This is a genomic window from Nonomuraea sp. NPDC049646 (genome assembly GCF_044465525.1).
In the GTDB taxonomy this organism is placed as follows: Bacteria; Actinomycetota; Actinomycetes; order Streptosporangiales; family Streptosporangiaceae; genus Nonomuraea.
This window is the reverse complement of record NZ_JBITLU010000002.1, coordinates 575,386-598,063: the sequence shown is the minus strand read 5'-3', so window position 1 is coordinate 598,063 and position 22,678 is coordinate 575,386. Positions and strand designations below refer to the sequence as shown.

The 22,678-nt window shown below is 73.8% G+C and carries 24 protein-coding genes; 9 read left to right on the top strand and 15 right to left on the bottom strand.

Features of this window, described 5'->3' with window-relative positions; all coding sequences use genetic code 11:
* Positions 1 to 7 precede the first annotated feature (7 nt).
* Both ACIBQ8_RS07655 and ACIBQ8_RS07650 read right to left on the bottom strand, forming a co-directional pair.
* Positions 8 to 1,147, bottom strand: a complete 1,140-nt coding sequence (locus ACIBQ8_RS07655) for a sensor histidine kinase (RefSeq protein ID WP_397173961.1) — start codon at positions 1,145 to 1,147, stop codon at positions 8 to 10.
* The gene (locus tag ACIBQ8_RS07650; RefSeq protein WP_397173963.1) at positions 1,144 to 1,800 is read right to left on the bottom strand and encodes a response regulator transcription factor; all 657 of its coding nucleotides are present in this window, start codon (positions 1,798 to 1,800) and stop codon (positions 1,144 to 1,146) included. The genes ACIBQ8_RS07655 and ACIBQ8_RS07650 overlap by 4 nt, the downstream gene beginning before the upstream one ends.
* 155 nt (positions 1,801 to 1,955) lie before the next feature.
* On the opposite strand from ACIBQ8_RS07650, the gene ACIBQ8_RS07645 reads away from it, so the two are divergent.
* The 3 genes from ACIBQ8_RS07645 (at position 1,956) to ACIBQ8_RS07635 (ending at position 5,338) form a co-directional block, all read left to right on the top strand.
* Positions 1,956 to 3,440, top strand: a complete 1,485-nt coding sequence (locus tag ACIBQ8_RS07645; protein WP_397191472.1) for a hypothetical protein — start codon at positions 1,956 to 1,958, stop codon at positions 3,438 to 3,440.
* A 49-nt stretch (positions 3,441 to 3,489) separates the two neighbouring features.
* Positions 3,490 to 4,377 (top strand): hypothetical protein, encoded by an 888-nt coding sequence (locus tag ACIBQ8_RS07640; RefSeq protein ID WP_397173967.1) that lies wholly within the window; start codon positions 3,490 to 3,492, stop codon positions 4,375 to 4,377.
* 61 nt (positions 4,378 to 4,438) lie between these two features.
* Positions 4,439 to 5,338, top strand: a complete 900-nt coding sequence (locus ACIBQ8_RS07635; RefSeq protein ID WP_397173969.1) for a hypothetical protein — start codon at positions 4,439 to 4,441, stop codon at positions 5,336 to 5,338.
* Here ACIBQ8_RS07635 and ACIBQ8_RS07630 read toward each other — a convergent pair.
* The gene (locus ACIBQ8_RS07630) at positions 5,308 to 6,534 is read right to left on the bottom strand and encodes a UDP-N-acetylglucosamine--N-acetylmuramyl-(pentapeptide) pyrophosphoryl-undecaprenol N-acetylglucosamine transferase (protein ID WP_397191471.1); all 1,227 of its coding nucleotides are present in this window, start codon (positions 6,532 to 6,534) and stop codon (positions 5,308 to 5,310) included. The genes ACIBQ8_RS07635 and ACIBQ8_RS07630 overlap by 31 nt on opposite strands.
* A 99-nt stretch (positions 6,535 to 6,633) precedes the next feature.
* Between ACIBQ8_RS07630 and ACIBQ8_RS07625 the strand changes: the two genes are divergently transcribed.
* Positions 6,634 to 7,593 carry a Ppx/GppA family phosphatase gene (locus tag ACIBQ8_RS07625; RefSeq protein WP_397191470.1) on the top strand — a complete coding sequence of 320 codons (960 nt, stop codon included), beginning with the start codon at positions 6,634 to 6,636 and terminating at the stop codon, positions 7,591 to 7,593.
* 58 nt (positions 7,594 to 7,651) lie between these two features.
* The gene (locus ACIBQ8_RS07620) at positions 7,652 to 8,029 is read left to right on the top strand and encodes a hypothetical protein (RefSeq protein WP_352331442.1); all 378 of its coding nucleotides are present in this window, start codon (positions 7,652 to 7,654) and stop codon (positions 8,027 to 8,029) included.
* A 227-nt stretch (positions 8,030 to 8,256) separates the two neighbouring features.
* On the opposite strand, the gene ACIBQ8_RS07615 is transcribed toward ACIBQ8_RS07620, so the two are convergent.
* Both ACIBQ8_RS07615 and ACIBQ8_RS07610 read right to left on the bottom strand, forming a co-directional pair.
* A complete protein-coding gene (locus tag ACIBQ8_RS07615; protein WP_352350930.1) occupies positions 8,257 to 8,688 on the bottom strand; it encodes an ATP-binding protein in 432 nt (143 codons plus the stop codon).
* 92 nt (positions 8,689 to 8,780) lie between these two features.
* Positions 8,781 to 9,329, bottom strand: coding sequence for a TetR/AcrR family transcriptional regulator (locus ACIBQ8_RS07610; RefSeq protein WP_397173977.1), 549 nt, complete (start codon positions 9,327 to 9,329; stop codon positions 8,781 to 8,783).
* Between the two features lie 100 nt (positions 9,330 to 9,429).
* Between ACIBQ8_RS07610 and ACIBQ8_RS07605 the strand changes: the two genes are divergently transcribed.
* A complete protein-coding gene (locus tag ACIBQ8_RS07605) occupies positions 9,430 to 11,004 on the top strand; it encodes an MDR family MFS transporter (RefSeq protein WP_397191469.1) in 1,575 nt (524 codons plus the stop codon).
* Here ACIBQ8_RS07605 and ACIBQ8_RS07600 read toward each other — a convergent pair.
* Positions 10,985 to 11,323 (bottom strand): STAS domain-containing protein, encoded by a 339-nt coding sequence (locus tag ACIBQ8_RS07600; protein ID WP_397173981.1) that lies wholly within the window; start codon positions 11,321 to 11,323, stop codon positions 10,985 to 10,987. The genes ACIBQ8_RS07605 and ACIBQ8_RS07600 overlap by 20 nt on opposite strands.
* Before the next feature lie 52 nt (positions 11,324 to 11,375).
* On the opposite strand from ACIBQ8_RS07600, the gene ACIBQ8_RS07595 reads away from it, so the two are divergent.
* Complete coding sequence (locus ACIBQ8_RS07595; protein WP_397191468.1) at positions 11,376 to 12,305, top strand: GNAT family N-acetyltransferase; 930 nt, start codon at positions 11,376 to 11,378, stop codon at positions 12,303 to 12,305.
* A gap of 23 nt (positions 12,306 to 12,328) precedes the next feature.
* Here the strand turns inward: ACIBQ8_RS07595 and ACIBQ8_RS07590 are convergent, their stop codons facing one another.
* The 5 genes from ACIBQ8_RS07590 to ACIBQ8_RS07570 are packed head-to-tail and all read right to left on the bottom strand — an operon-like array spanning position 12,329 to position 17,655.
* Positions 12,329 to 13,612: an AAA family ATPase gene (locus tag ACIBQ8_RS07590; RefSeq protein WP_397191467.1), complete on the bottom strand. Its 1,284-nt coding sequence runs from the start codon at positions 13,610 to 13,612 to the stop codon at positions 12,329 to 12,331.
* Positions 13,603 to 15,039: a hypothetical protein gene (locus tag ACIBQ8_RS07585; RefSeq protein ID WP_397191466.1), complete on the bottom strand. Its 1,437-nt coding sequence runs from the start codon at positions 15,037 to 15,039 to the stop codon at positions 13,603 to 13,605. Before ACIBQ8_RS07585 ends, ACIBQ8_RS07590 begins: the two co-directional genes overlap by 10 nt.
* Positions 15,027 to 16,157, bottom strand: a complete 1,131-nt coding sequence (locus ACIBQ8_RS07580) for a hypothetical protein (protein WP_397191465.1) — start codon at positions 16,155 to 16,157, stop codon at positions 15,027 to 15,029. The genes ACIBQ8_RS07585 and ACIBQ8_RS07580 overlap by 13 nt, the downstream gene beginning before the upstream one ends.
* Positions 16,154 to 16,924, bottom strand: coding sequence for a hypothetical protein (locus tag ACIBQ8_RS07575; protein ID WP_397173990.1), 771 nt, complete (start codon positions 16,922 to 16,924; stop codon positions 16,154 to 16,156). Before ACIBQ8_RS07575 ends, ACIBQ8_RS07580 begins: the two co-directional genes overlap by 4 nt.
* 50 nt (positions 16,925 to 16,974) lie before the next feature.
* Entirely contained in the window at positions 16,975 to 17,655 is a 681-nt protein-coding gene (locus ACIBQ8_RS07570; protein ID WP_397173992.1) for a class I SAM-dependent methyltransferase, read from the bottom strand.
* 55 nt (positions 17,656 to 17,710) lie between these two features.
* On the opposite strand from ACIBQ8_RS07570, the gene ACIBQ8_RS07565 reads away from it, so the two are divergent.
* Entirely contained in the window at positions 17,711 to 18,130 is a 420-nt protein-coding gene (locus tag ACIBQ8_RS07565) for a hypothetical protein (protein ID WP_397173994.1), read from the top strand.
* Positions 18,127 to 18,702: a TetR/AcrR family transcriptional regulator gene (locus ACIBQ8_RS07560; RefSeq protein ID WP_397173995.1), complete on the top strand. Its 576-nt coding sequence runs from the start codon at positions 18,127 to 18,129 to the stop codon at positions 18,700 to 18,702. Before ACIBQ8_RS07565 ends, ACIBQ8_RS07560 begins: the two co-directional genes overlap by 4 nt.
* A gap of 34 nt (positions 18,703 to 18,736) precedes the next feature.
* Here the strand turns inward: ACIBQ8_RS07560 and ACIBQ8_RS07555 are convergent, their stop codons facing one another.
* From ACIBQ8_RS07555 to ACIBQ8_RS07540, 4 genes are read right to left on the bottom strand one after another with little or no spacing between them, the layout of a single operon-like run.
* Complete coding sequence (locus ACIBQ8_RS07555; protein WP_397191464.1) at positions 18,737 to 19,777, bottom strand: phosphotransferase family protein; 1,041 nt, start codon at positions 19,775 to 19,777, stop codon at positions 18,737 to 18,739.
* On the bottom strand, positions 19,774 to 20,964 hold the full coding sequence (locus tag ACIBQ8_RS07550; protein ID WP_397173999.1) for an acyl-CoA dehydrogenase family protein: 1,191 nt from the start codon (positions 20,962 to 20,964) through the stop codon (positions 19,774 to 19,776). Before ACIBQ8_RS07550 ends, ACIBQ8_RS07555 begins: the two co-directional genes overlap by 4 nt.
* Positions 20,965 to 20,973: 9 nt before the next feature.
* Complete coding sequence (locus ACIBQ8_RS07545) at positions 20,974 to 21,765, bottom strand: hypothetical protein (protein ID WP_397191463.1); 792 nt, start codon at positions 21,763 to 21,765, stop codon at positions 20,974 to 20,976.
* 2 nt (positions 21,766 to 21,767) lie between these two features.
* Positions 21,768 to 22,661: a hypothetical protein gene (locus tag ACIBQ8_RS07540; protein ID WP_397191462.1), complete on the bottom strand. Its 894-nt coding sequence runs from the start codon at positions 22,659 to 22,661 to the stop codon at positions 21,768 to 21,770.
* Positions 22,662 to 22,678: the final 17 nt, after the last annotated feature.

The following is a 22,678-nucleotide window of genomic DNA, read 5'->3' as shown; positions in this document are numbered from 1 at the left end:
ACGGCCGTCAGGGCGCGGACGGGTCCACGGGCAGCTCCACGGTGATCGTCAGGCCGCCCTCGTCGCGCGGCCTGGCGATCACCGTGCCCCTGTGGGCCTCGGCGATGACCCGCACGATCGACAGGCCGAGCCCGCTGCCCCGCTCCGACCGCAGCCGGTCGCCGTGCAGCCGCCGGAACGGCTGGAAGATCGTCTCGATCTCGTACGGCGGCACGTGCAGCCCGGTGTTGGCCACCACCAGCTCGACCTGCTCGGCCCGCCGCCGCGTCGTCACCCACACCTCGCCCTTGGGCTGGTTGTGCCGGATCGCGTTCTCCACCAGGTTCTGCACCAGCCGCTCGACCAGCACCGCCTCGCCCGTCGTCGGCGCCGAGTCCAGCAGCCGGTGGATCGTCACCTCCCGCTCGGCCGCCTCCTCGCCGGCCTGGTCGAGCACGTGCTCGGCGACGTCGGTCAGGTCGAAGGGCCGCCGGTCCAGCACCGCCTGCTCGCCCTCGGCCAGGGCCAGCAGGCCGTCGATGAGGCGTTCGTGCCGGGCGTTGACCAGCAGCAGCGACTCGCCGAGCCGCTTGACGTCGTCGGTGGCGTCGGGGCGGCGGACGGCGACGTCCACCAGGGTGCGGTTGATCGTCAGCGGGGTGCGCAGCTCGTGCGAGGCGTTGGCGACGAACCGGCGCTGCCCGTCGAACGAGCGGGCCAGCCGGCCGAGCATGGTGTCGTAGATCTCGGTGAGCTCCTTGACCTCGTCGCGCGGGCCCTCGTAGGCGATGCGCTCGGTCAGGTCGTGGCTCTGGGCGACCCGGCGGGCGGTCTCGGTGACCGCCTTGACCGGCCGCAGCACCCAGCCCGCCGCCCGCCAGCCGACTCCGAAGGCCCCGGCCGTGGCGGCCAGCACGATGAGCCCGCCCACGGTGCGCACGCCGCTCAGCGTCTCGCGCTGGTAGGCCGCGCGCACCCGCATCGCATGGCGGTAGGCGACCTCGTAGGAGTCGCCGTAGAAGTACTGCCGGGAGGAGTCGGGCCTGACCAGGTCGGCCCGGAACTCCAGCTGCGACCGGACGACGAAGTACACCCCGGTCACCGTCAGGGCGCCGAGGAAGAGGAACACCCCGGCGCAGGCCAGGGCGAAACGCATGCGCACGGTCATGGGACGCGGTACCCCGATCCCGGGACGGTCTCGATCACCTGCGGCTCGCCGAGCTTCTTGCGCAGCTTCATCATCGTCGTCCGCACGGTGTTGGTGAACGGGTCGATGTGCTCGTCCCAGACCTTCTCCAGCAGCTCCTCGGCCGAGACCACCGCGCCCTGGGCGCGCAGCAGCTCGGCCAGCACGCCGAACTCCTTGCGGGCCAGCGGGACGTACACGCCGTCGCGGAACACCTGCCGGTGGGCCCAGTCCAGCCGCACGCCCGCCCGCTCCAGCATCGGCGGATCGGCCCGGCGGGCGCGCCGCCCGAGCGCGTGCACCCGCGCCACCAGCTCCTCGAACGCGAACGGCTTGGGCAGGTAGTCGTCGGCCCCCAGCGACAGCCCCGACACCCGCGCCCGCACGTCGCCGGACGCGGTCAGCATGAGCACCCTGACCAGCCGGTCCTGCTCCACCACCGTCCGGCACACCTCGTCGCCGTGCACGCCCGGCAGGTCCCTGTCGAGGATCAGCACGTCGTAGTCGTGCACGCCGAGCCGTTCCAGCGCCGCCTCCCCGTCGTAGGCGACGTCGACGGCGAGCGCCTCGCCCCGTAACCCCTCGGCGATCGAGTCGGCGAGCATGCGCTCGTCCTCGGCGATCAGAACCCGCACCTGTAGCCCCCAAAAAGATCTTAAATGCCGCAAGTCTGGACCAGGCCGCATAACGCGGGCGTAACCAGTTCCGGTGACGCTCAGGTTATCGGCGTCCCGCTGGACTGCCTCCCCTGCGACCGGGACCGGCCCGGTCGGCCACGGGGGAGAAGGTCATGGCAGCCATCCTGGCCGGGACGCGTCGGCTCGCGCCCGCCGCGCGCCGCCCGCGCGGCCACGCGCTGTTCGCCTGCGTGCTGGCGCTCGCCGCCGCACTGCGCGTGCTGGTCATGCTCGGGTACGACACGGCGCAGCTCTACTGGTACGACTCCTTCACGTACCTGGACACCGCCGTGCACCTGCGGCCCCAGGCGGCCTTCCACCCCGCCGGGTACTCCTGGTTCCTGTGGGCCCTGCGGCCCTTCCGCAGCGTGGAGCTGGTCGCCGGGGTGCAGCACGCCATGGGCCTGGGGATCGGCGTGATGATCTACGCGTTGCTGCGCCGCCGCTCGCTGCCCGGCCGGGGGGCCGCCCTGGCGACCGTGCCGGTGCTGTTCGACCCGTCCTTCGTCCGGCTGGAGCACGCCGTGCTGTCGGACCTCCAGGTCATCTTCCTGATCACCGCCGCGCTGGTGGTCCTGATGTGGCGCCACGCCCCCTCGGGCGCGCCGCGCGGCCTGCCCGGGGCGCCGTCGGCGCGGGCCGCGGCGGCGGCCGGGCTGCTGCTCGCGCTGGCCGGGCTGACCAGGACGGCCGCCGTGCCGCTGCTCGCCCTGGCGGCCGGCTGGCTGGTGCTGCGCCGCGCGCCCTGGCGGCGGGTGGCCGCGCTGGTGCTGGCCGGCGCCCTGCCGCTGGCGGCCTACGCCGGCTGGTACGCCCAGCACCACGGCCGTTTCGCCCTCAGCGGCTCCGACGGCGTCGCCCTGTGGGCCAGGACCATGACCTTCGCCGACTGCTCGATCATCCAGCCGCCGCCCGCCGAGGCCCCGCTCTGCCCGAACGGCACCGTCGCCGACGCCGCCTCGGAGTACGTCTGGGCCCCCGGCGCCTCGCTCAACCGGCTCCCGGGCGACCGGTTCGCCCACAACGACCTGGCCAGGTCGTTCGCCCTGCGCGCCATCGCCGCCCAGCCGCTGGACTACCTGCGCGAGGTGGCCCGCGACACCTCACTCGCCTTCACCTGGTCGCCGGTGCCCCACCCCCGGCGGATGAACCCGTCCACCACCTTCCCCCGCGGCTCCTGGCCGCTGCCCGAGCGGCAGGCCCTCGTCGCGAAGGTGCGCTCGGAGTACGACCCCGGCATCCACGGCATGAGCTCCGTCGAGCCGTACGCCTCGATCCTGGCCGCCTACCCCTACCCCTGGTTCCTGCACGGCACGGTCTTCGGCGTGCTGCTCCTGGCCGGCGGCCTCGGCTCGGCCGGCCGCCGCCGCGCCGCCCTGCTGCCGTGGACGATGGCGGCGTTCCTGCTGCTGGCCCCGGTGGCGGCCCTCGACTTCGACCACCGGTACGTCCTGCCCGCCATCCCCTTCGCCTGCGTGTCCGCCGCCCTGGTCGTCATGGAGGCAGTGACGAAAGCACGGACGGGGACGGGGGCACGGACCTGGGGGTTTCCGGGCCTGACCCTTCGGAGGCTGACATCCTTGCGAAAAAATACGTAATATCCACTGCATCGCGAGCGTTGGGGGCGCCAAGGTGCCGGGACAGAGCGTGGGTGTGGTCGTCGATCCGGGGGTTCCTCCGGAGGTCGCGGGGATGCTGCGGGCCAACGCTCGGCTGCTGTCCAGGATCCGGTCGGGCTGGGTGCCGCCGGCCGACGCGCGCCCGGGCCGGTGCCGGAACGTCTCCAGCCTGGCCCTGCTGGCCGCCACGCCCGGGGTGGTCGCGCTCATGGCCGTGCTGCTGGCCCTGTCCCACCCGGCGGCCGGGTTCACGTTGCTGGGCACGTTCGTCTTCATCGTGCTGGTCAAGATCGCCTCGATCAGCGAGCTGCCCGAGCACGACGTCTCGCGCGACCGCGAGGTGTACGAGCGGGCCCGCCCGTACCGGGACCGCTACCTGCTGCCCGAGGACTTCGACCGGGCCGCCGCGGACGTGCTGACCAGGGCGCAGCAAGCCATCGGCTCGGTGCTGCGCTCGCACGTCAACGCCGAGGGCCTGCTCGACGATGCCCGCAACGCGCTCATGCTGCCCGCCCAGGAGTGGGAGATCGCCCGCCTGCTGGCCAAGCTGTCGGCCTTACGCGCCGAGCACGCCGCCCTGGTGTCCCGGGGCATCGCCCCCGAGGTGGCCGCCGTGATCGAGCCGCTGGACCGGGCCCTGGCCACCAGCGAGGCCGCCATGATCGCCCGCGTCGAGGCCCTGGAACGTTACGCCGGGCACGTCGCCGAGGCCGAACGCGCCTACCACGCCCGCGGCCAGATCGAGGAGCTGCGCGCCCGCCTGCCGCGCTACGAGGAGCTGCTGGCCGAGACCGGCGCCGACGCGCTGGCCGTCCCGGAGATCGACAGGCTCGCCGAGGACGCCGACCACCTGGAGCAGGTGTTGCGGCGCAGCGTGCGGTCGGCCCACGAGGCGTTCCGGTACCTGGAGAGCTGACATGCCGGTGGCCGGGCGGAACCGCCCTCGCAGGAGGTGAATCCCCATCCGATCCGACATCATGGCCGACGTGATCGTCGATCCCGGCGTGCCGCCGGCCGACGCGCGGCTGCTCAGGGACAACCGGCGGCTGCTGCTCAGGACGCGCAGGGGCTGGGTCCCGGACGGCCCGAGCCTGCCCGCCGGGCCGTACTGGCGGCTCGGCGCGGTCTGCGGGGCGACCGTCTGCCTCGGCCTGCTGCTGGGCGCCGGAGGGCTCGGCCGCTCCCTGGGGCCGCTGTTGCTCGTGCTCCTCGCCATCCCCCTGATGATCGTGACGTTCGTCCGCACCGAGACGCCGGAGGGCGAGGAGGCCGAGCACGAGCGGCGGGTGCACGCCCAGGCCGTCCGGCACGAGGGCCGGTACGTGCTCCTCGACGACCTCGACGAGTCCTCGCGCAGGCTGCTGCGCCGGGCCCAGCGGGCGGTCGCCACGGTGTCGCAGTCACGGGTCAACCTCGAAGGGCTGCTGGACGACGTGCGCAACGCGGTGATGCTGCCCGCCCAGGAGTGGGAGATCGCCCGCCTGCTGGCCAAGCTGTCCGGCCTGCGCGCCAGGCACCGGCAGACCCTGTCGGGGGAGAACGCGCCCGAGGTCGCGGCCGTGGCCGAACCTCTCACCAGGGCGCTGGACAGCAGCGAGCAGGCCGTCGTGGCCCGGGTGGAGGCCCTGGAGCGGTACGCCGCCAACGTGGCCGAGGCCGAACGCGCCTACCGGGCCCGGCAGCAGATCGCCGAGCTGCACGCGCGGCTGCACGAGTACGAGGAGCTCGTCGCCGAGACCGGCGCGGGCGAGGCCGCGATGGACGAGCTGACCCGCCTGACCGAGGACGCCGACCGCCTGGACCAGGCGCTCAGGCGGAGCGTCAGCTCCGCCCACGAGGCCTTCCGCTACCTGGAGCCGGGCCCCCCGGAACCCTGACCGCCCTGGACCCCGAAGCCCTGCCCGCCGAAGCCCTGACCGCCGTGGCCGTGTGGGGCGGGGGAGCCGCCGCCGTGGGCGGCCTCCAGGAGCAGGTCGCACAGGGCGTCGGCGGCATCGAGGCGGCCCAGCTTGGCCGCCGCCTGCGCCATCGCCGCGCGCAGCCCGGGATCGGCCAGCATCGGCATCAGCTCGGCCAGCAGCTGCTCGGCCGTCGGCCGCGGCTCCAGCAGCGCCCGCGCGGCCCCCGCCGAGACCAGGTAACCGGCGTTCTTGCGCTGCTCGTCGCCGCCGGTCGGGATCAGCGGGATCAGCAGCGACGGCTTGCCGATCGCGGTCAGCTCCGACACCGTGCCCGCGCCGCTGCGCGAGATCACCACGTCGGCCGCGGCGAACAGGTCGGGCAGCTCGGCCCCCACGTACGGCACCGGGTGGTAACGGTCGGCCAGGCCGGGCGGCACCTCGACCGCCCGCATCTGGTCGATCCAGGCCGGCCCGCACTGGTGGACGACCTGCGCGTGCGGCAGCAACCGCGGCAGGATCTCGGCGATCAGCGTGTTGATCTGCTTGCTGCCCTGCGCCCCGCCGGTCACGTAGATCAGCGGCACCTCGAACGTCAGCCCGAACAGGTCGTAGGCCGCCGCCCGGTTGCCCTGCAGCAGCTCCGGACGCACCGGGTTGCCGGTCACCACGGCCTTGGCCCGCGCCGACGGCGGCAGGTGCTCCAGCGACGACTCGTGCGACAGCGCGATCCGGGTCGCCAGCCGGGCCAGGATGCGGTTGGCCAGGCCCACCACGGTCGTCTGCTCGTGCATGACCAGCGGGCGGCGGATCAGCTTGGCCGCCACGCCGATCGGCACCGCCACGTACCCGCCGGTGGACAGCACCACGTCGGGCAGGTAGCGGGCGGCGTGCCCCACCGCCTGGAACACCCCGACGGGGATGCGGAACACGTCGGCGATGTTGGTGCCGAGCTCCTTGAGGTTCGGACGGCGGCGCAGCTTGCCCGTGGTGATCGCCTTGAACGGGATGCCGTGCTCGGCCGTGATCCGGGCCTCCAGGCCGTTCTCCGTGCCCACCCACAGCACGTCGTGCGGCACCTGACGTCGCTGGACGGCCGACAGGGTCGTCAGGGCCGGATAGGTGTGACCGCCGGTGCCGCCGCCGGTGATCAGCAGTCGCAGGGTTCGTGACATGCGATCAGACTATGGCCGCGCGGCGGAAGCCCGTGTGCCCGGCTCGGCCGGGGCGGAGCCGACTTCGCCCGAAAAGCCGCAGACCGGTAGCGTTTTCCCATGCGACTAGGCGTGCTGGACATCGGCTCGAACACCGTCCATTTACTCGTCGTCGACGCCCACCGGGGCGCGCGGCCCATGCCCGCCTACTCCCACAAGGAAGAGCTGCGCCTCACCCAGTACCTGGGCGCGGACAACCGGCTCGCGCCCGAGGGCATCGAACGGCTCGGCGCGTTCGTCGAGGAGGCGGTGCGCCTGGCCGAGGACAAGGGGGTGGAGGACCTGCTCGCCTTCGCCACCTCGGCCGTGCGCGAGTCGGCCAACGGCGAGCACGTGCTCGCCGAGATCGACAAGCGCTGCGGCGTGCACATCGCGGTGCTGTCCGGGCGCGACGAGGCCCGGCTGACGTTCCTCGCGGTGCGCCGGTGGTTCGGGTGGTCGTCCGGGCGGCTGCTGGCCTTCGACATCGGCGGCGGCTCGCTGGAGATCGCCGCCGGGGTGGACGAGGAGCCCGACGTCGCGGTGTCGCTGCCGCTCGGCGCCGGGCGGCTGACCCGCGACTGGTTCACCGGCGACCCGCCCTCCGCCGAGGAGGTGCGCAAGCTGCGCAAGCACGTCCGTACGGAGATCGCCCGCACGGTCGGCGACGTGGCCAGGTACGGCGAGCCCGACCGCGCCGTGGCCACCTCCAAGACCTTCAAGCAGCTCGCCAGGATCGCCGGCGCGCCGGCCTCCAGCGAGGGCCCGTACGTCTCGCGCGCGCTCTCCCGCGCCGACATGGCGTCCTGGGCGGCCAGGCTGACCGGCATGAGCTCCGCCGAGCGGGCCGCGCTGTCCGGGGTGTCCGAGGGCAGGGCCGCGCAACTGGCGGCCGGGGCGCTGGTGGCCGACGCCGCCATGGACCTGTTCGAGGTGGAGCGGCTGGAGGTGTGCCCGTGGGCGCTGCGCGAGGGCGTGATACTGCGCCGGCTCGACCTCCTGCCCGGACGGCTGGACCAGTCGACGGGGATTGCCGAGTAAGGCCGATATATCCCAAAAAATTGGCATAGTTCGCTGGTGAGCGGGCACTTTTCGCCCAATGTTGACAGTCCTCGGTACGATCGGCTCCCTGGTGATCGTCTTCGTCCTCATCGTCCTGGCCGTCCTGGTCATCGCGGTGGTCGCGATGCTGGCGATGGCCGCGCTGGCCGGAACGATGGTGGACTGGCACACGTTGTGGCGGCGGCTGACCCGCCGAGGGGCACGGTTGACGCTGAAACTCAGCGCCCCCGAGGCGCCCGCGCGGCTGCGGGCGAAGCTGAGCGGCGGCACGCCCCTGGTGAGCCGCCGTCTCCGGCTCGCGCCCGTGATCCGCGGGGGCGACCGGCGTCCCGACGTGAGCCGTCCCGGCCGGAGCGCCCGCGTACGCAGGCCCTCCGGCCTCACCACGACCGCCGTCTCCGGCAACGAACAGTGAGGAACGAGCAGTGAAAGGGCCGGGGGGGGGGGGGGGCGGGGGGCCGGGCCCCCCGGGGGGGGGGCCCCGGGGGGGGGGGGGGGGCCGCCGCCCCCCGGGGGGGGGGGGGCCCGCCGCCCCGCCCGCCTCTGCGCGCAGGCCTGCACACTGCTACGCGGCGGGGGGGGGGGGGGGGCCCCGGGGGGGGGGGGCCGGCCCGCCCCCCCCCCCCGGCCCCGGTGTGCGGGTCACCTGGCGATGAGATGCTGTCCCGCCGCCCCGGGGGTGAAGCGCAGCTTCTTCTCCAGGCAGACCATCGCCCCGTTCTCGCGCACGTTGGTGAAGCGGATGTCGTCGGCGAGCGCGCGCATGATCTGCAGTCCGCGGCCGTGCTCGGCCCCCGGGCCGGGTTCGATCACCTTGTTCGGATCGAAACCGCCCCCCGTGTCGACGACCTTGATGACGCACAGGTCGTCGTGCACGCAGGCGCTGACGGTGTAGTCGTCGCTGGGCGTCGCGTGCTTGACCACGTTCGCGCACGCCTCGGTCAGCATCAGCTCGATGTCGTCGCGAATCTGGGCCTCGACGCCGAGCGACCGCAGCGTGCCGTCCAGCATCTGCCTGATCAGCGGGACGCTCGCCGCATCCCTGGGCAGTCGGAGCGCTATCGTCGCCTCCACTGCGTCTCCTCCCGTCTGGATGCGTGCGAGCCTTCTGCCCCGGATCCCGCGTGCCAATCGTCCGCGCCGCCGTCGAAGTGCCACAGGGGTCGCTACTGCTCCACGAGCCGCAGCGCCACCTCCATGCACGCCTTGTCGATCTCCTCCTCGGTCAGCCCCTCGCCGGCCATCGACAGCCACTTGCCGGCGTGCAGCGCGAACAGCGCCAGCGAGCGGCTGATGCGCTCGGTGGGCGTGGCGCCGGGGTCGCTCATCTCGGCGGTGAGCTCCATCATCGTGTCGCGCATCTTGGCGAGCTGGGGGTGGTTGCGCATCGCCGTCTGGTTGCTCTCCAGGAAGCGGGCGACGGCCAGGTAACGGGGCTGGCGCAGCCGTTCGGCGTAGCGTTCGAGCAGCTCGCGGCGGGTCTCGGGCGTCTTCGGCGCGCTCCTGGCCCACTCCAGCAGCTCCCGCAGCTCGGCGACCCGGAGGTCGACCAGGCTGCCGATGATGTCCTCCTTGGTCTTGAAGTGGTAGTACAGCGCGGCCTTGGTCACGCCCAGCTCTTCGGCGATCTCGCGCAGCGAGGTCGCCTCGTACCCCTGCTCCGTGAAGAGTTTCAGCGCGATCTCCTGGATCCGCGCCCGCGTGTCTTCCCGCACTTTGCACCTTGATTTCGACTTGACGGTCGGCAAGTAAGTATCTAGCTTATTCTAAGCTTGCCGGTCGGCAAGTAAGCAAGATCACAACTGGGGGTGTGCAGTGGCGGAGGCAGTCGGACGGCGCCGCGAGGTCATGGTCGTCCTGCCGGGCCTGATGCTGGCCATGGTGCTGGCCATGCTGGACAACATGATCGTGGGCACGGCCATGCCGCGCATCGTGGGCGAGTTAGGGGGCCTGACCCATCTGTCGTGGGTGGTGACCGCCTACGTCCTGGGCACGACCGTCTCGACGCCGATCTGGGGCAAGATCGGCGACCTGTACGGCCGCAAGACCATCTTCATCACCTCGGTCGTCATCTTCATGATCGGCTCCGCGCTGTGCGGCATGGCCGGCTCCTCCATGCTCGGCGGCCCCGCCGACGGCATGACCGAGCTGATCGCCTTCCGCGCGATCCAGGGCCTCGGCGCCGGCGGCCTCATGGTCAACGTCATGGCCATCATCGGCGACCTGGTGCCGCCCCGCGAGCGCGGCCAGTACCAGGGCATCATGGCCGGCGTCATGTCGCTGGCGATGATCGCCGGCCCGCTCGTCGGCGGCTTCATCACCGACCACCTCGACTGGCGCTGGGCCTTCTACGTGAACCTGCCGGTCGGCGCGGTCGCGCTGGTCCTGCTCGTGCTCAACCTGCACCTGCCGCGCACGCACAACAAGGTGCGCATCGACTGGGCCGGAGCGGTCCTGCTGTCGGTCAGCATCACCGCGATGGTGCTCATCACCACCTGGGGCGGCAACGAGTACACCTGGGGCTCCTGGCAGATCCTCACCCTGATCGCGGTCGCCGTGGTCTTCCTGGCCGGCTTCATCGTGGTCGAGCGCCGCGTGGCCGAGCCCATCATGCCGCTCCAGCTGTTCCGCAACCGCAACTTCACCCTGATCTCGGGCATCGGCTTCCTGCTCGGCTTCGCCATGTTCGGCGCGATCAACTTCCTGCCGCTGTTCCAGCAGACCGTGCAGGGCGCCACGGCCACCAACTCCGGCCTGCTGCTGCTGCCCATGATGGCCGCGGCCATGGTCGTGTCGCTGTTCGTCGGCAAGGCCATCACCAGCACCGGCAAGTACAAGATCTACCCGATCATCGGCGGCGTCGGCATGGCCGCGGGCATGTGGCTGCTGTCCACGATGGGCGTCGACACGGCCTCCTGGCAGACCGGCCTCTACATCGCCGTGCTCGGCCTCGGCATGGGCTTCCTCATGCAGACCACCATGCTCATCGCGCAGAACAGCGTCGAGCAGAAGGACCTCGGCGTCTCCAGCAGCGCCACCACGTTCTTCCGGTCGATCGGCGGCTCGTTCGGCGTCTCGCTGTTCGGCGCGATCTTCAACAACCACTACCTGTCGGAGCTGACCGGCCGCTTCGGCGCCCAGGCGGCCGAGCGCATGACCTCGGGCGGCGGCGCCAGGATGGACCCCAAGCAGCTCGAACAGCTCGCCCCGCAGATGCGCACCGGGATCCTGGAGTCGCTGGCGACCTCCATCTCCGGCGTGTTCTGGTGGGCCATCGCCTTCGCCGTCGTGGTGCCGCTGCTGGCGGCCTTCATCAAGGAGATCCCGCTGCGCGGCGGCGCTCCCGCCGAGGCGGCCCCGCAGGAGGCGGTCAGCCCGGCGGCAGGCTGAACAGCCGGTCGATCGCCGTCAGCAGGAACAGGCTGCGCAGGTAGGGCGTCAGCGCCACCACCCGTACGGTGGCGCCGGCGTCCGCGGCGCGCAGGTGGAGGCGGACGAGCCCGGCCAGGCCGGAGGAGTCGACGAAGGTCAGCCGGGACAGGTCGACGTCGATCGCCGTGCAACCGGCGGCGATGGGGAAGTCGCCCAGCCGGCTGACGGACTCGTAGTCGAGGTCGCCGGACAGGGCGAGCGCTACGGTCGTCGCGTCGGGCGTGGCGACCTCGATGTGCAGCGGCTTCCTGTCGACCACCCGGCCCAGCCTAGCCACCCCGGGAAAAATGGGAGGCGCCGGGGTGGGTGAAGTGTGGACAATCCTCCCCATGCACATCTTGAGCCGCCCCCGGGTCGACGACGCCGCGGCCATCCACGAGCTGGTCGCCGCCTACGACACCGAGGTCATCGGGTCGCCCGACATGACGCTCGACGACATCGCCGACGAGCTGGCCGAGCCGGGCTTCGACCTCGACAGGGACGGCTGGCTGGCCCGCGACGAGACGGGCCGCCTGACCGGCTGGGCCTGGGCCTGCCGGGTGGGCGACAGCGACCTGGTCAACATCGAGGTCGTCACCCGCCCTGGCCTGGACGACCTGCGGCAGGAGCTGTGGCGCACGGTCACCGCCCGCGCCCGCGAGCTCGGCGCCGAGCGCGGCCACGACGGCGTCACCCTCGACATCGGCATCTACCGCGCCGACCAGGACAAGCAGTCCTACGCCAAGGAGCAGGGCTTCGAGCCCGGCACCAGCTTCCACCGCATGCGCGCCGACCACGCGGCCCCGGTCGAGGCGCCCGCCCCGCCGCCCGGCCTCACCCTGCACACCGGCGAGGACGAGCAGACCCGTCGCGCCGCGCACCAGGTGCACCAGATCGGCTTCGCCGAGCACTTCGGCTTCGTCCCGGTCGACTACGACCACTGGTACGAGCGCCGCCAGGCGATGAGCGTCACCGACTGGAGCCAGCTCACCCTGGCCAGGATCGACGGGGAGCCCGCCGGCGTGCTGATCGGCAGCAACCAGTTCGTCCCCGACGAAGACTGCGGCTACGTCGCCACGCTCGCCGTGCACCCGGGCTTCCGCGGCCGCGGCCTGGGCCGCTTCCTGCTCCGGCACGCCTTCGCCGCCGACGCCGCCAGAGGTCGCAAGGGCACGATCCTGCACGTGGACAGCAACAACACCACCCCCGCGCTGGGCCTGTACGAGTCGGCGGGCATGCGCCGCGTGCTGGCCATCGACGTCTGGCGGCGCCGCGTGTGACGGCGTCCCGCCACCGGCTCCCTTCAGACCCGGTGGCGGGCCAGGTGCTCCAGCACCGACTGGTTGGCCTCCCAGCCGTCGGGGAACTTCACCGGCACCCCGAGCTGCACCGGCTCGGCCGACGGGTGGGCGTCCAGCAGCTCGGCGATGCCCGCCCGCGCCACCATCACGCAGGCGTGCCGATGACGTGAGGCCAGCACGCACAGCCGCCCCGACTCCAGGTGGAAGGCGGTGGCGTCGCGGCGGCCCGACAGCGGGTGCAGCACGATCGTCACGTCGTACTCGCGGCCCTGGAGGCGGTTGGCGGTGTCGACGGTGATCTCCGGCGGCAGCCCGGCGGCCCTGATCGCGGCCACCTGGTCGCGGTGGGCCGCCCCGACCGCGATCCGGTCGGCGGTCACCGGCCGCTCGCCCTGCTCGGAGGCGGCCACCGCGCCGCGCTGCAGCAGCCGCGCCGCCAGCAGCGCCACGGCCTGCACGGCCTCGCCGTCGGTGCGCACGGTGTGCCGCTCGGGCAGCTCCAGCAGCGCCCACCCCGACCGGGCGGCCTCCTCCAGCGCGCGGTCGTGCACGGTGCCCATGCCGCCCGCGGTCAGTTCGAGCCGCCGGTCGCACGCCGAGGTGCCCGACCGGAACCCGGTGAACGGGTAGAACGCCTTCGACACCACCGGCGCGGCCGAGGCGGGCAGCCGCCAGGACACCGGCAGCCGGTGGACCGGCAGCTCCGGGTTGTGCCGCAGCAGCACCGCCACCGCGCTCTGCAACGGGTCCCACGACAACCCCGACCAGCGGTCGCCGTCGACGATCGAGAACGGGTCGAGCTGCCCGGGGTCGCCGACGAACAGCGCCCGCTCGAACAGCCCCGCGATGCGCAGCAGCTTGTCCGAGCGCATCTGGTACGCCTCGTCCACGATCGCCCACGGCCACACCCGGCCGGAGATCCACGCCCACTTGTCGGCCGTGGCGATGACGATGTCGGGGTCGCCGAGGTCCTGGATCCTGGTGCCGATCGTGACGCCGGCCAGCTCCAGCATGCGCGGGTGGGGGACGTACCCGCCGGCCGACAGCCGCCCGACCTTCAGGTGCGGGTGCTTGTCGGAGATGCGGGCCACCAGGTCGTCGACCTGCTCGTTCGTCTGGGCGACGATCATCAGCGGCTCGCCGGTGGCGGCGATGTGCGCGGCCGCGCGCACGACCAGCGTGGACTTGCCCGCGCCCGGCGGGGAGTCCACCACGACGCCGCGGTTCCTGGGCAGGTCGGCCAGGACGTTCGCGATCACCTGCTCCGGGCTCTCGCTCACGACCATTCCTCCTGGGCGTCCTCGTCGTCGGGGATGTACTCCTGCGGCGGCCCGCCGTGCGTCCACGGCGTGGCCTCGGCCTCGGGCAGCGCCGGCGAGCCCTGGAAGTCGTCGGTCAGCGAGGTGTAGCAGACCCGCTCGCCGATCTCCGGCACCGCGCCGGGGGCGGGCGTCTTCCCGCGGCCCATGCCCTTGGTGATCTTCAGGGTGATCAGCCCGCCGTGCGCCTCCACCAGCTCGGCGCCCTGGCCGCGGCGCTGCGGGGTGCCGAGCGAGGCGCCGGGCGGCAGGCGTACCGGGTCGTCGGTCTTGAGCACCACCAGCGGACGCAGCTTGCGCGAGCGGCCCTCGCCCTCGACATTGTCGGGGACGGTCTCGACCACCTCGCCGGCGAACGCCTCGCCGGTCAGCCGGTACTCGGCCATCACCAGCGGGTCGTCGTAGGCGCGCTGCACGTCGTAGGCGGCCTGGGCACGTTCCATGCGGGCCAGCTTGGCCGCGGCGGCCACCGCGCCGTCGCGCCTGGCCTGCGGCGGCGCGCCCTCGGCGATGTGGGCGGCCATGGCGCTGAACGAGCCGCGGTCCTGCTCCCAGCGCTGGGCCACGCTCGCGCCCGGCTCCAGCCCGGCCAGCAGGTCGAGCGCCTGCCACATCAGCCGCCAGGTGGGTTCGAGCTGGGTGCGCAGCGCCTCGGCGACCCGCTCGGGCGACTCGCTGTCGATGGCCGGCGCGAGCACCTCGGCGTCGAAGCCCGGATCGGTCGCGGGCCCGGCGGGCGGCCAGATCAGCGGGTCCTCGGCGTCGTCGGAGGGCCCCTGGGTGATCCAGGACAGCAGCGCGGCCAGGTTGGCGTCCTCCAGCGCGCTCTGCCCGCTGGCCCAGTGGCGGCCCAGCTCCTCGGTCGCGGCCAGCGTCAGCGACGAGCCCGGGTAGGCCGCCCGCTCGGCGAAGTACGTCAGCCACCGCCCCAGCAGCGGCACCTCGGGCGGCACCGGGTAGGGCCCGTCGGGCCTGCGGAAGCGCGTGGAGCGGCCGAGCAGCCTGGTGAAGCCGACGCCCGCCAGGTTCGGCAGGACGAGCTGCGGCGCGTCGAGCGACCGCTCGTAGGGGTCGGAGTTCTTGCGCTCGACCGTCTCGGTGTCGGCGGTGAACCCCTCGACGTACGGCAGCAGCACCCCGGCCAGCTCGGCGGCCCAGGCGAAGCGCAGGTCGCGGTTGCGCGGCTGGGTGACGACGAGCAGGCGCGGCCGGTCGCGGTCGGTGCCCAGCATGGCGGCCAGCGGCGCGGCGGCCTCGCCCGACAGCTTGAGCGGGATGAACACCATCGGCCGCGCGCCCACGTGGCAGTGGCGGACCGTGGCGACGGGCTGGGCGATCCCCTCCCGCAGGGCGCGCAGCCGGGCGAGCGAGGTGAGCAGGCTCAACTGAGGCACTCCCTGCGCAGGCGTTCGGCGTTGCGGAGCAGGCCGGCGATCTCCTCCTGGCCGTCGGCCGGGTCGCGCAGGCCGTCGGCCAGGCCCAGCGCCTCGGCCACCGAGGCGACCCCGCCCAGCTCGTCGCGCACCTGGCGGCCGAGCAGGTCGGAGGCGCCCTCCTGGCGGGCCTCGTCCCGGCAGAAGAAGCACAGGTCGCACGCCGACAGGCAGTCGGGGGCGTAGCGGGCGGTGGTCCTGCGCAGCGCGTCGGCCAGCTCGGCCACCGGGCGAGTGGGCCGGCCGTCCTCGCCGGGCCGCAGGTCGAAGCTGAGGTCGTCGGGCAGCGCGGCGAGCAGCCGGTCGAGGCCGGTCATCCGGGTGAGCTGGCGGCGCAGCACGGCGAGCTGCCTGCGCACGTCGACCAGGGTCGCCACCGGCCGGTTGGCGAAGTTCTCGGGGCACACCAGCACCACGTCGTGGGAGACGGCGAGCGGGTCGTGCCCCAGCTCGGCCAGCATCGTGCGCAGCGCCAGCACGTAGACGGCGGCCTGGCGGGCGGCGGCGGCCACCGCGGCCGGCTCGGCCTGCCCGTCGACCACCGCGAAAGACTTGATCTCCACCACGTGGAAGCGCCCGCCGAGCTGGAAGGCCACCACGTCGGGTTCGAGGAACGCGGTGTGGCCGGCGATCTCCAGGCTGAGCAGCGGGTGGTCGAACAGCGTGCCGGCGTCCTGGTCGCCGCGCGCCGCCCGGTCGAACAGGGCGCGGGTGTGGGTGTGGCGCAGGTGCGCGCCGACGTTCTCCACGTCGTGGTAGGCCACCTCGGCGACCGGCAGGTGCAGCACCTCGCGCAGCATGCGCAGCAGCTCGGCGCAGCCGTCGGCCTTCACCAGCGCCTCGAACGCGTTCCCGCGGGTGATCGCGAACGGCGACTGGCCGAACGGGGCGGGGAAGCCCAGGTGGCGGGCGGCGGCGTCCTTGTCGACGCCGGCGCCGTCCATGAGGGCCCGGCGGGTGCAGCCGGGGTTGGCGGCCAGGGCCGCGATCGCTCTGGCGTCGTGCGGCTTGGGCGGCGTCGTGCCGCGCAGCGCGTCGAGCCGGTGGGCCGGGCCGTCCTCGCGTCTCAAGCCGCTCACGTCGCTGTCTCCTCCTTGATCGTGCCCAGCGTAGCGGCGCCGAAGAGCCTGGCCACGTCACCGAGCTGGGATGTGGCGCGTCGTGCCAGCTCGGCGCGGTCGCGCGTGTCGCGTTCTGCGTGCACCGCCAGCTCGGCCCTGGCCGCCTCGGCGATCCGCCGGCGGTCGGGCGGCCCGAGGTCGGTGGCCGTGGCGCCGGGCACGTTCCTGGCCATGCGCGCCAGTAAGCGCAGGGCCCGCTCGTCCTCGCTGTCGTGCGAGGCCACCGCGACGGCGCAGGTCAGGAAGTCGACGCGGGGGCTGAGCGGGCCGACCACCCGCCGTTCCAGCGGCCACGTGCTGAGCGTCAGCAGGCCGCGGGCGGGGGAGAGGCGGTCGGTCAGCGCCGCGCACAGGTAGTACGGCCTGCCGTGCGGCGTGGACCGAAACGAGCGCTCCTCGTCGCGGCGCAGGCTGGTGAGCTGGGCGCTGCGGATGGTGCCGGCGAAGAACGCGCCGCTGACCGCCACCACCAGGCGCGGCTGCGCGGCGGCCCCGAGCAGCGCGAGCGCCTGGTGCACCTGCTCGCGCACGGTGACCAGCCGGGGCCCTTCCGCCTTGGCGCGCGGCTGCTCGCCGCTCACCAGGGCGTCCCAGGCGCGCTCGGCGGCGCGCAGCTCGGCACGCAGGACGCGCGCCGTCGCGCCGTCCTTGACGCGCATGGCCCTGCGCACGCCGGCCCGGAGCTCGTCGATCCGCCGCTCCAGCTCGTCCAGCGGGTCACTCATGGCGCGAGGGTATCAACAGTTCCAGTATTTCCCAGTATTTACACCGAAATCTACGATGTAAAGGGCCGGGCCAGGAACCACATGCGGTCCTCGGTGACGAACCGCTCCAGCCGCAGCCCCTCGGCGGCCAGGGCGTCGGCCAGCTCGTCGTCGGTCATGCGGCGCGAGGTGAACGACTGGGTCCAGACCCGGTCGCCGTGCTCGTAGCGCATGGTCGCGGCGAACACGGCGGGGGAGATCTGCTCGACCTGCGCCAGGGTGATCGTGACGTCGCCGTCCTTGCGGCCCGAGCCGGCCCGCCAGCCGTCGTGCCGCTCGGCCGTCATCCACTGGACGAGCACCGCCCCGCCCGGCTTGACGTGCCGCGCGCACGCCGCCAGGAAGGACCGCCTGACCTCCACGTCGACGACGTTGACGAGCTGGGAGGCCAGCGTCACGGTGTCGAAGCGCCGGTCGAGCCGCAGGTCCTGAAGCCGCGCGTGCACGGTCTCGGCCCCGCGCACGTGGGCCAGCATCTCGGCGGACTCGTCCACGGCCACCACCTGCAACCCGGCCTCGACGAGCGCGTGGGTGACCCTGCCGACACCGGCCCCGAGCTCCAGGACGGACCCGCCCGGCGGGGTCTCCCGGATGACGATCTCGGCGTCGCGGCCGGGCCGGAGGAGGGTGTAGAACTCGACCGGGGATCCGTCGGGGGTGATGACGCCTGGGCCTGTGCCGGTGTTCTTCATGCCCAAAAACCTAACCGCCGCGTGAGCCGCGCGTGAGCGGGGGACGATGGCCTCTGTGACCGGTGAGGTACGAGTTCTGATCGGCGTCGGCGTGGGCCTGGCCGCCGTTCCCCCCGTCTACTACCTGACCGAGGCGGGCGCCAGGGCGCTGCGGGCCGGGCAGGCGGCCTTCGCCCCGGCCCCGGCCGGGCCGGGCCTGCTGGCGGCGGCGGCCCTGATCGTCGCGCTGCTGGCCGCCTGGCCCGCCGCGGCGCTGGCCTGCGGGCTGCCGCTGGCGGTGGCGGGCGTGCTGTTCGCCCTCGACCTGCGGGCCGCGATCGGCCTGGCGGCCGCGCTGCCCGGCCTGTGGGAGCCGCCGTGGGCCGAGCCCCCCGGCACCCTCGCCGGGGCGACCGGCCTGTACGCCTACACCGGCGCGTTACTGGTCTTCTCGGCGCTGCTGCCGCGTCGTCTGCGATCTATCCTGAGCAGATGAGCAGACGGGACCCCGACCGGCGCAGGGCGCTGCTCGACGCCGCCGACCGGGCCATCCTGGCCGAGGGTCCCGAGGTGTCGATGGCGGCCATCGCCGCCGAGGCCGGCATCACCAAACCCGTCCTCTACCGCCACTTCGGCGACAAGAGCGGCCTGTACCAGGCGCTGGCCGACCGCCACGTGCGCACGGTCATCGCCCAGCTCCGCCCGCAGTTCGCCGGGCCCGGCACCGACCTGCGGGCCCGTGCCCGCGCCGCCATCGGCGTCTATCTCGACCTGATCTCGGCCAACCTCGACCTCTACCGCTTCCTGTTCCACCGGGCCAGCGCCGAGGACACCCGCATCCGCTCCCACATGACCTCGCTCGTGCGCGGCCTGGGCGAGGAGCTGGGCCGGGTGCTGGCCGACGAGCGGGTGGTGGCCGACCCGGTGCGGGCGCAGGTGCTCGGCCACGCGTTCGTCGGCATGGTGCAGACGACGGGCGACTGGTGGCTGGAGCATCCGGAGGTCGACCGCTCGCAGGTGGTGGAGGGGCTGGTCGACGTGATCGCGGCGGCCGTCGCCGTGGGCTGAGGCCCGGCGGCCTGACGGACGGGCGGCGGCCCGGTCAGGTCAGCAGGCCGAGCAGGTCCCACTCGTTCTGGCAGGCGCGGCGGCCGAGGGCGGCCAGCTCCACCGAGGAGGCGCCGCCGCGCAGGTGCCGCATGGTCTGCATGACGCAGATGATCCCCCATTTCAGCACCCCGAACGTCTCCCACCAGCGCAGCGCGTCCAGGTCGACGGGCGGGCCGCCGGCCTCCTCGTAGGCGGCGGCCAGCTCGGCGTAGCCGCCGAACCCGCCCACGGGCAGCGGCGAGCCGAACCGCCACGCCTTGACGCACAGCCAGCCCAGGTCCTCCAGCGGGTCGCCGGCGTGGGCCAGCTCCCAGTCGAGCACGGCCCGGACGCCCTCCGGGCCGACGATCAGGTTGCCGTTGCGGAAGTCGCCGTGCACGACACACGCCGGGACGGCGGGCGGCCGGTCGGCTTCCAGCCTGCGCAGGGCCAGCTCGAACACCGGGTGCGGCTCGCCGGTCAGGTCCAGCACGTCACGCCAGCGGCGCAGCGGGTCAGCGGGCACGCTCTGCGGCGCGGTCTCTGAGGAGGTCGCGGGCTCGGTCGCGGGGTCGGGCGCGGGCTCGGGCGCGCGCTCGGGCTCGGGCTCGGGCTCGGGCAGGCATGACAGCGGCATGCGATGGATCGCCGCCAGCGCCCGCCCGCACTGGGCGGCCAGCCTCGGCCGGGCCTCCCGGTACGCCTCGTCCCGCAGGATCCGGCGCGGGATGGTCTCGCCGGGGATCCGGCTCATCAGCACGTACGACCCGGCGGGCGGCTGGGCGGGCGGGCCGGCGGCGACGACGTGCGGGACGGGCACTCCGGCGGCGGACGCCGCCCGCATCAGCCGCGCCTCTTCGGCCAGTCCCGTACCCGCCTCCAGGGCGGCCCTCGGCCCGTCGAGCCGGAGCACCAGCTCGTGCCGGTCGCCGCCGGGGACGACCACGTCCAGGGCCCAGGTCTCCCTGGAGGCCCCGCCGGGCAGCCTGACCGCGTACGGGACGGCCGCCTCCGGGCCGTACACCTCGCGGACGATCGTCTCGACGCGGTTCATCGCGGGCCGAACTCCCAGGCCCCGCCGGCCGCGTACGCGCCCAGGAGGCGGCGGCCGACCGCGTCGATGTGCACCTCGTCGGGGCCGTCGTAGACGCGCGCGGCGCGGGCGTGCCGGTACATGCGGTCCAGCGGCGTGTCGGGGGTCAGGCCGGCCGCGCCGTACACCTGGACGGCCCGGTCGATGACGTTGTGCAGCATGCGCGCCCCCACCACCTTGATCGCGCCGATCTCGACGCGGGCCTGCGAGCCGGCGTCCACGGCCTCGGCGGCCTGGAGCGTGAGCAGGCGGGCGGCCTGGATCTCGGTGTAGGAGTCGAACACGTGCTGCCGCATGAGCTGCTTGGCCGCCAGCGGCTCGCCGAAGGCGGTGCGCGCGTGCAGCCGCCGGCACATCAGGTCGAAGGCCCGCTGCGCCTGCCCGAGCCAGCGCATGCAGTGGAAGATCCGGCCGGGCCCGAGACGCCGCTGGGCGATGACGAAGCCGTGCCCGCGCTCGCCCAGCAGGTTCGCGGCCGGCACCCGCACGTCGTCGTAGCGCACCTCGCAGTGCGCGCCGCCGAGGCCGAGCACCGGCGTCTCGCGCACGATCGTGTAGCCGGGCGTGTCCGTCGGCACGAGGATCATGGAGAAGGCCCGGTGGGGCGGCGCGTCCGGCTCGGTCCGGCACATCACGGTCGTGTACGCCGCCGCCGACGCGCCCGTGGTGAACCACTTGTGCCCGTTGATCACCCATTCGTCGCCGTCGAGCACGGCGGAGGTGGTGAGCTGGGTGGGGTCGCTGCTGGAGACCTCCGGCTCGGTCATCGCGAAGCTGGGCGAGATGTCGCCGCGCACCAGCGGCTCCAGGTAGCGCTCGCGCTGCTCGGGGGAGGCGTGCTCGTGCAGCATCAGCGAGTCCTGGAGCGTGAACGTGCCGAGGGCGAGCTGCCCGTACTCGCTGCGGCCCTGGACCTCGTTGACGTAGACGTAGTCGAGGAACGGCAGGCCGCCGCCGCCCAGCTCGCGCGGGTGGCCGAGGGCCCACAGGCCCTCCTTCCTGGCCTCGTCCCGCAGCCCGGCCATGGTGGCGGCGGCCCGCGGCCCGCCCTCGTGCAGCACCTCCTCGGCCGGTTCGACGCGCTCGGTCATGAACGCGCGCACGGCGTCGCGGATCGGCCGGACGTGCTCGGGTACGGCGAAGCTCATGGGGTGATCTCAACCGAAATCCGTTGCGCGGTCAACGGTCGGCGCGCCCGCGCAGCAGCAGCGGTCGAAGTCGAACCGCTCGGCGCAGGCCCGCTCCCACAGGCGGGCGGTCTCGCCGCCGGCGCGCGGGAAGACCAGCCGCGCGATCACCAGCGCGACCACCGCCCGCGCCCCGGCCAGGTAGAGCGCCGAGGCCGCGCTCTGGACGTGCGCGCCGGAGACGAACAGGTCGTCCACCAGCAGCACCCGCGCGCCGTCGACGCGGCCCAGCACCTGGAAGGCCCGCTCGTCCGAACGCCGCCGCGCGAGATTCTCGGCCGCCTGCGCCGACCCCGCCATCAGCACGGGACGGTGCAGCCCCCGCAGGCCGCCCACCATGTCGACGATCCGCGGCATCGGGCCGAAGACCTCGACGGGCCGGTCGAGCCGGGTGCCGGGCAACGTGGTCACCATCGTGAAGGGGCCGCCGGCCAGCCGGGTCAGGCAGGCGGAGTGGGCCCGGTGGAAGCGCGCCACGGTGGCGGCCAGGAAGGGCACCCGCCGCACGCTGCCCGGCGGGTCCCTGCGGCGGGTGACGATCGCGTGCAACTGGGCGCCGTCGCCGTCGCGCACGCACAGCGAGACGGGCACGACGTGCTCGGTGTGGCGGTACAGGCCCTGGGTGGTGACCCCGCAGGTGACGCAGAGGCCGGACGGCCCGCCGGCGCCGGTGTGGCAGATCCGGCAGACGCCGGGGCCGGCGGCCGGGACGTTGCGGAAGATCTGCAGGTACGCCTCGGTCACCGCGCGGGCGTCGCCCATGGTCAGAAGACGGTCGTCAGCCGGGTCACATCTACAAGATTGACCGCCTGGCGCGCCAGGTCGTCAATGCCCGCTACGACAGTGACTCCTCCCCGGTAGGCCAGGCGGGGCGTCCAGGGCAGGCCGGGCGCGGCGAAGACGTGCTTGCCCTGGGACAGCGCCATCGCCGCCCGCTCGCCGTCGCCCGCGCCACCGGCGTAGAACGCGGCGGCCATCCCGCTGGTCACCAGCCCGGCCACCGCCCGCGTCCGGTCCGTCACAACAGTGCCCGGCCAGAACGCCGACACCACCACAAGGGCCCCGCCCCCGCCCGGCCCGCCCCCCAGGGCCTGGGGCTCCGGGGTCACCTGCCGTCCGCCGTCGGGGCCGACCGTCAGGGCGTCGGGCTCCTCGGTCACCGGCCGGCTGTTGTGCGGGGCGACCATGATGGCGCGGCCTCCGGCCGTCATCGCGGCGGCGGCGGTGCGTGGCGCGTCGCAGACGACGGTCAGGCCGGCCGCGGCCAGGGCGCGGGCCCCGGCGCAGGCGCCGGGGGCGTCGCCGGTGACCGCCACCGACCGGTGGTCGCAGCCCCTCAACCGGCCGCGCACCCACAGGAACGGCTGGAGGTTGTAGGCGGCGGCCAGGTTGCCCGGATAGCCGTCGTCGAGGACGGTCACCAGCGCGGCGGGGCAGGAGGCGATGAGCGCCTCGGCCCGGCCGAGGTCGCCCGGCCGCAGCCGCGCGACGACCCGCGCGGCGTGCGCCCTGTCGGGCTCGCCGAGCCCGCCGAGGTCGCCGCGGGCCAGCCGCAGCGCGCTGCCCCGGGCCTCCACGACCCGCGCGGTGTGGTGCCACGGCCCGGCGGTGGCCCTGGTCAGGGCGAGCACCGCGGCCTGCTCCTCGGTCACCGACATACCACCCACCGTCCGGT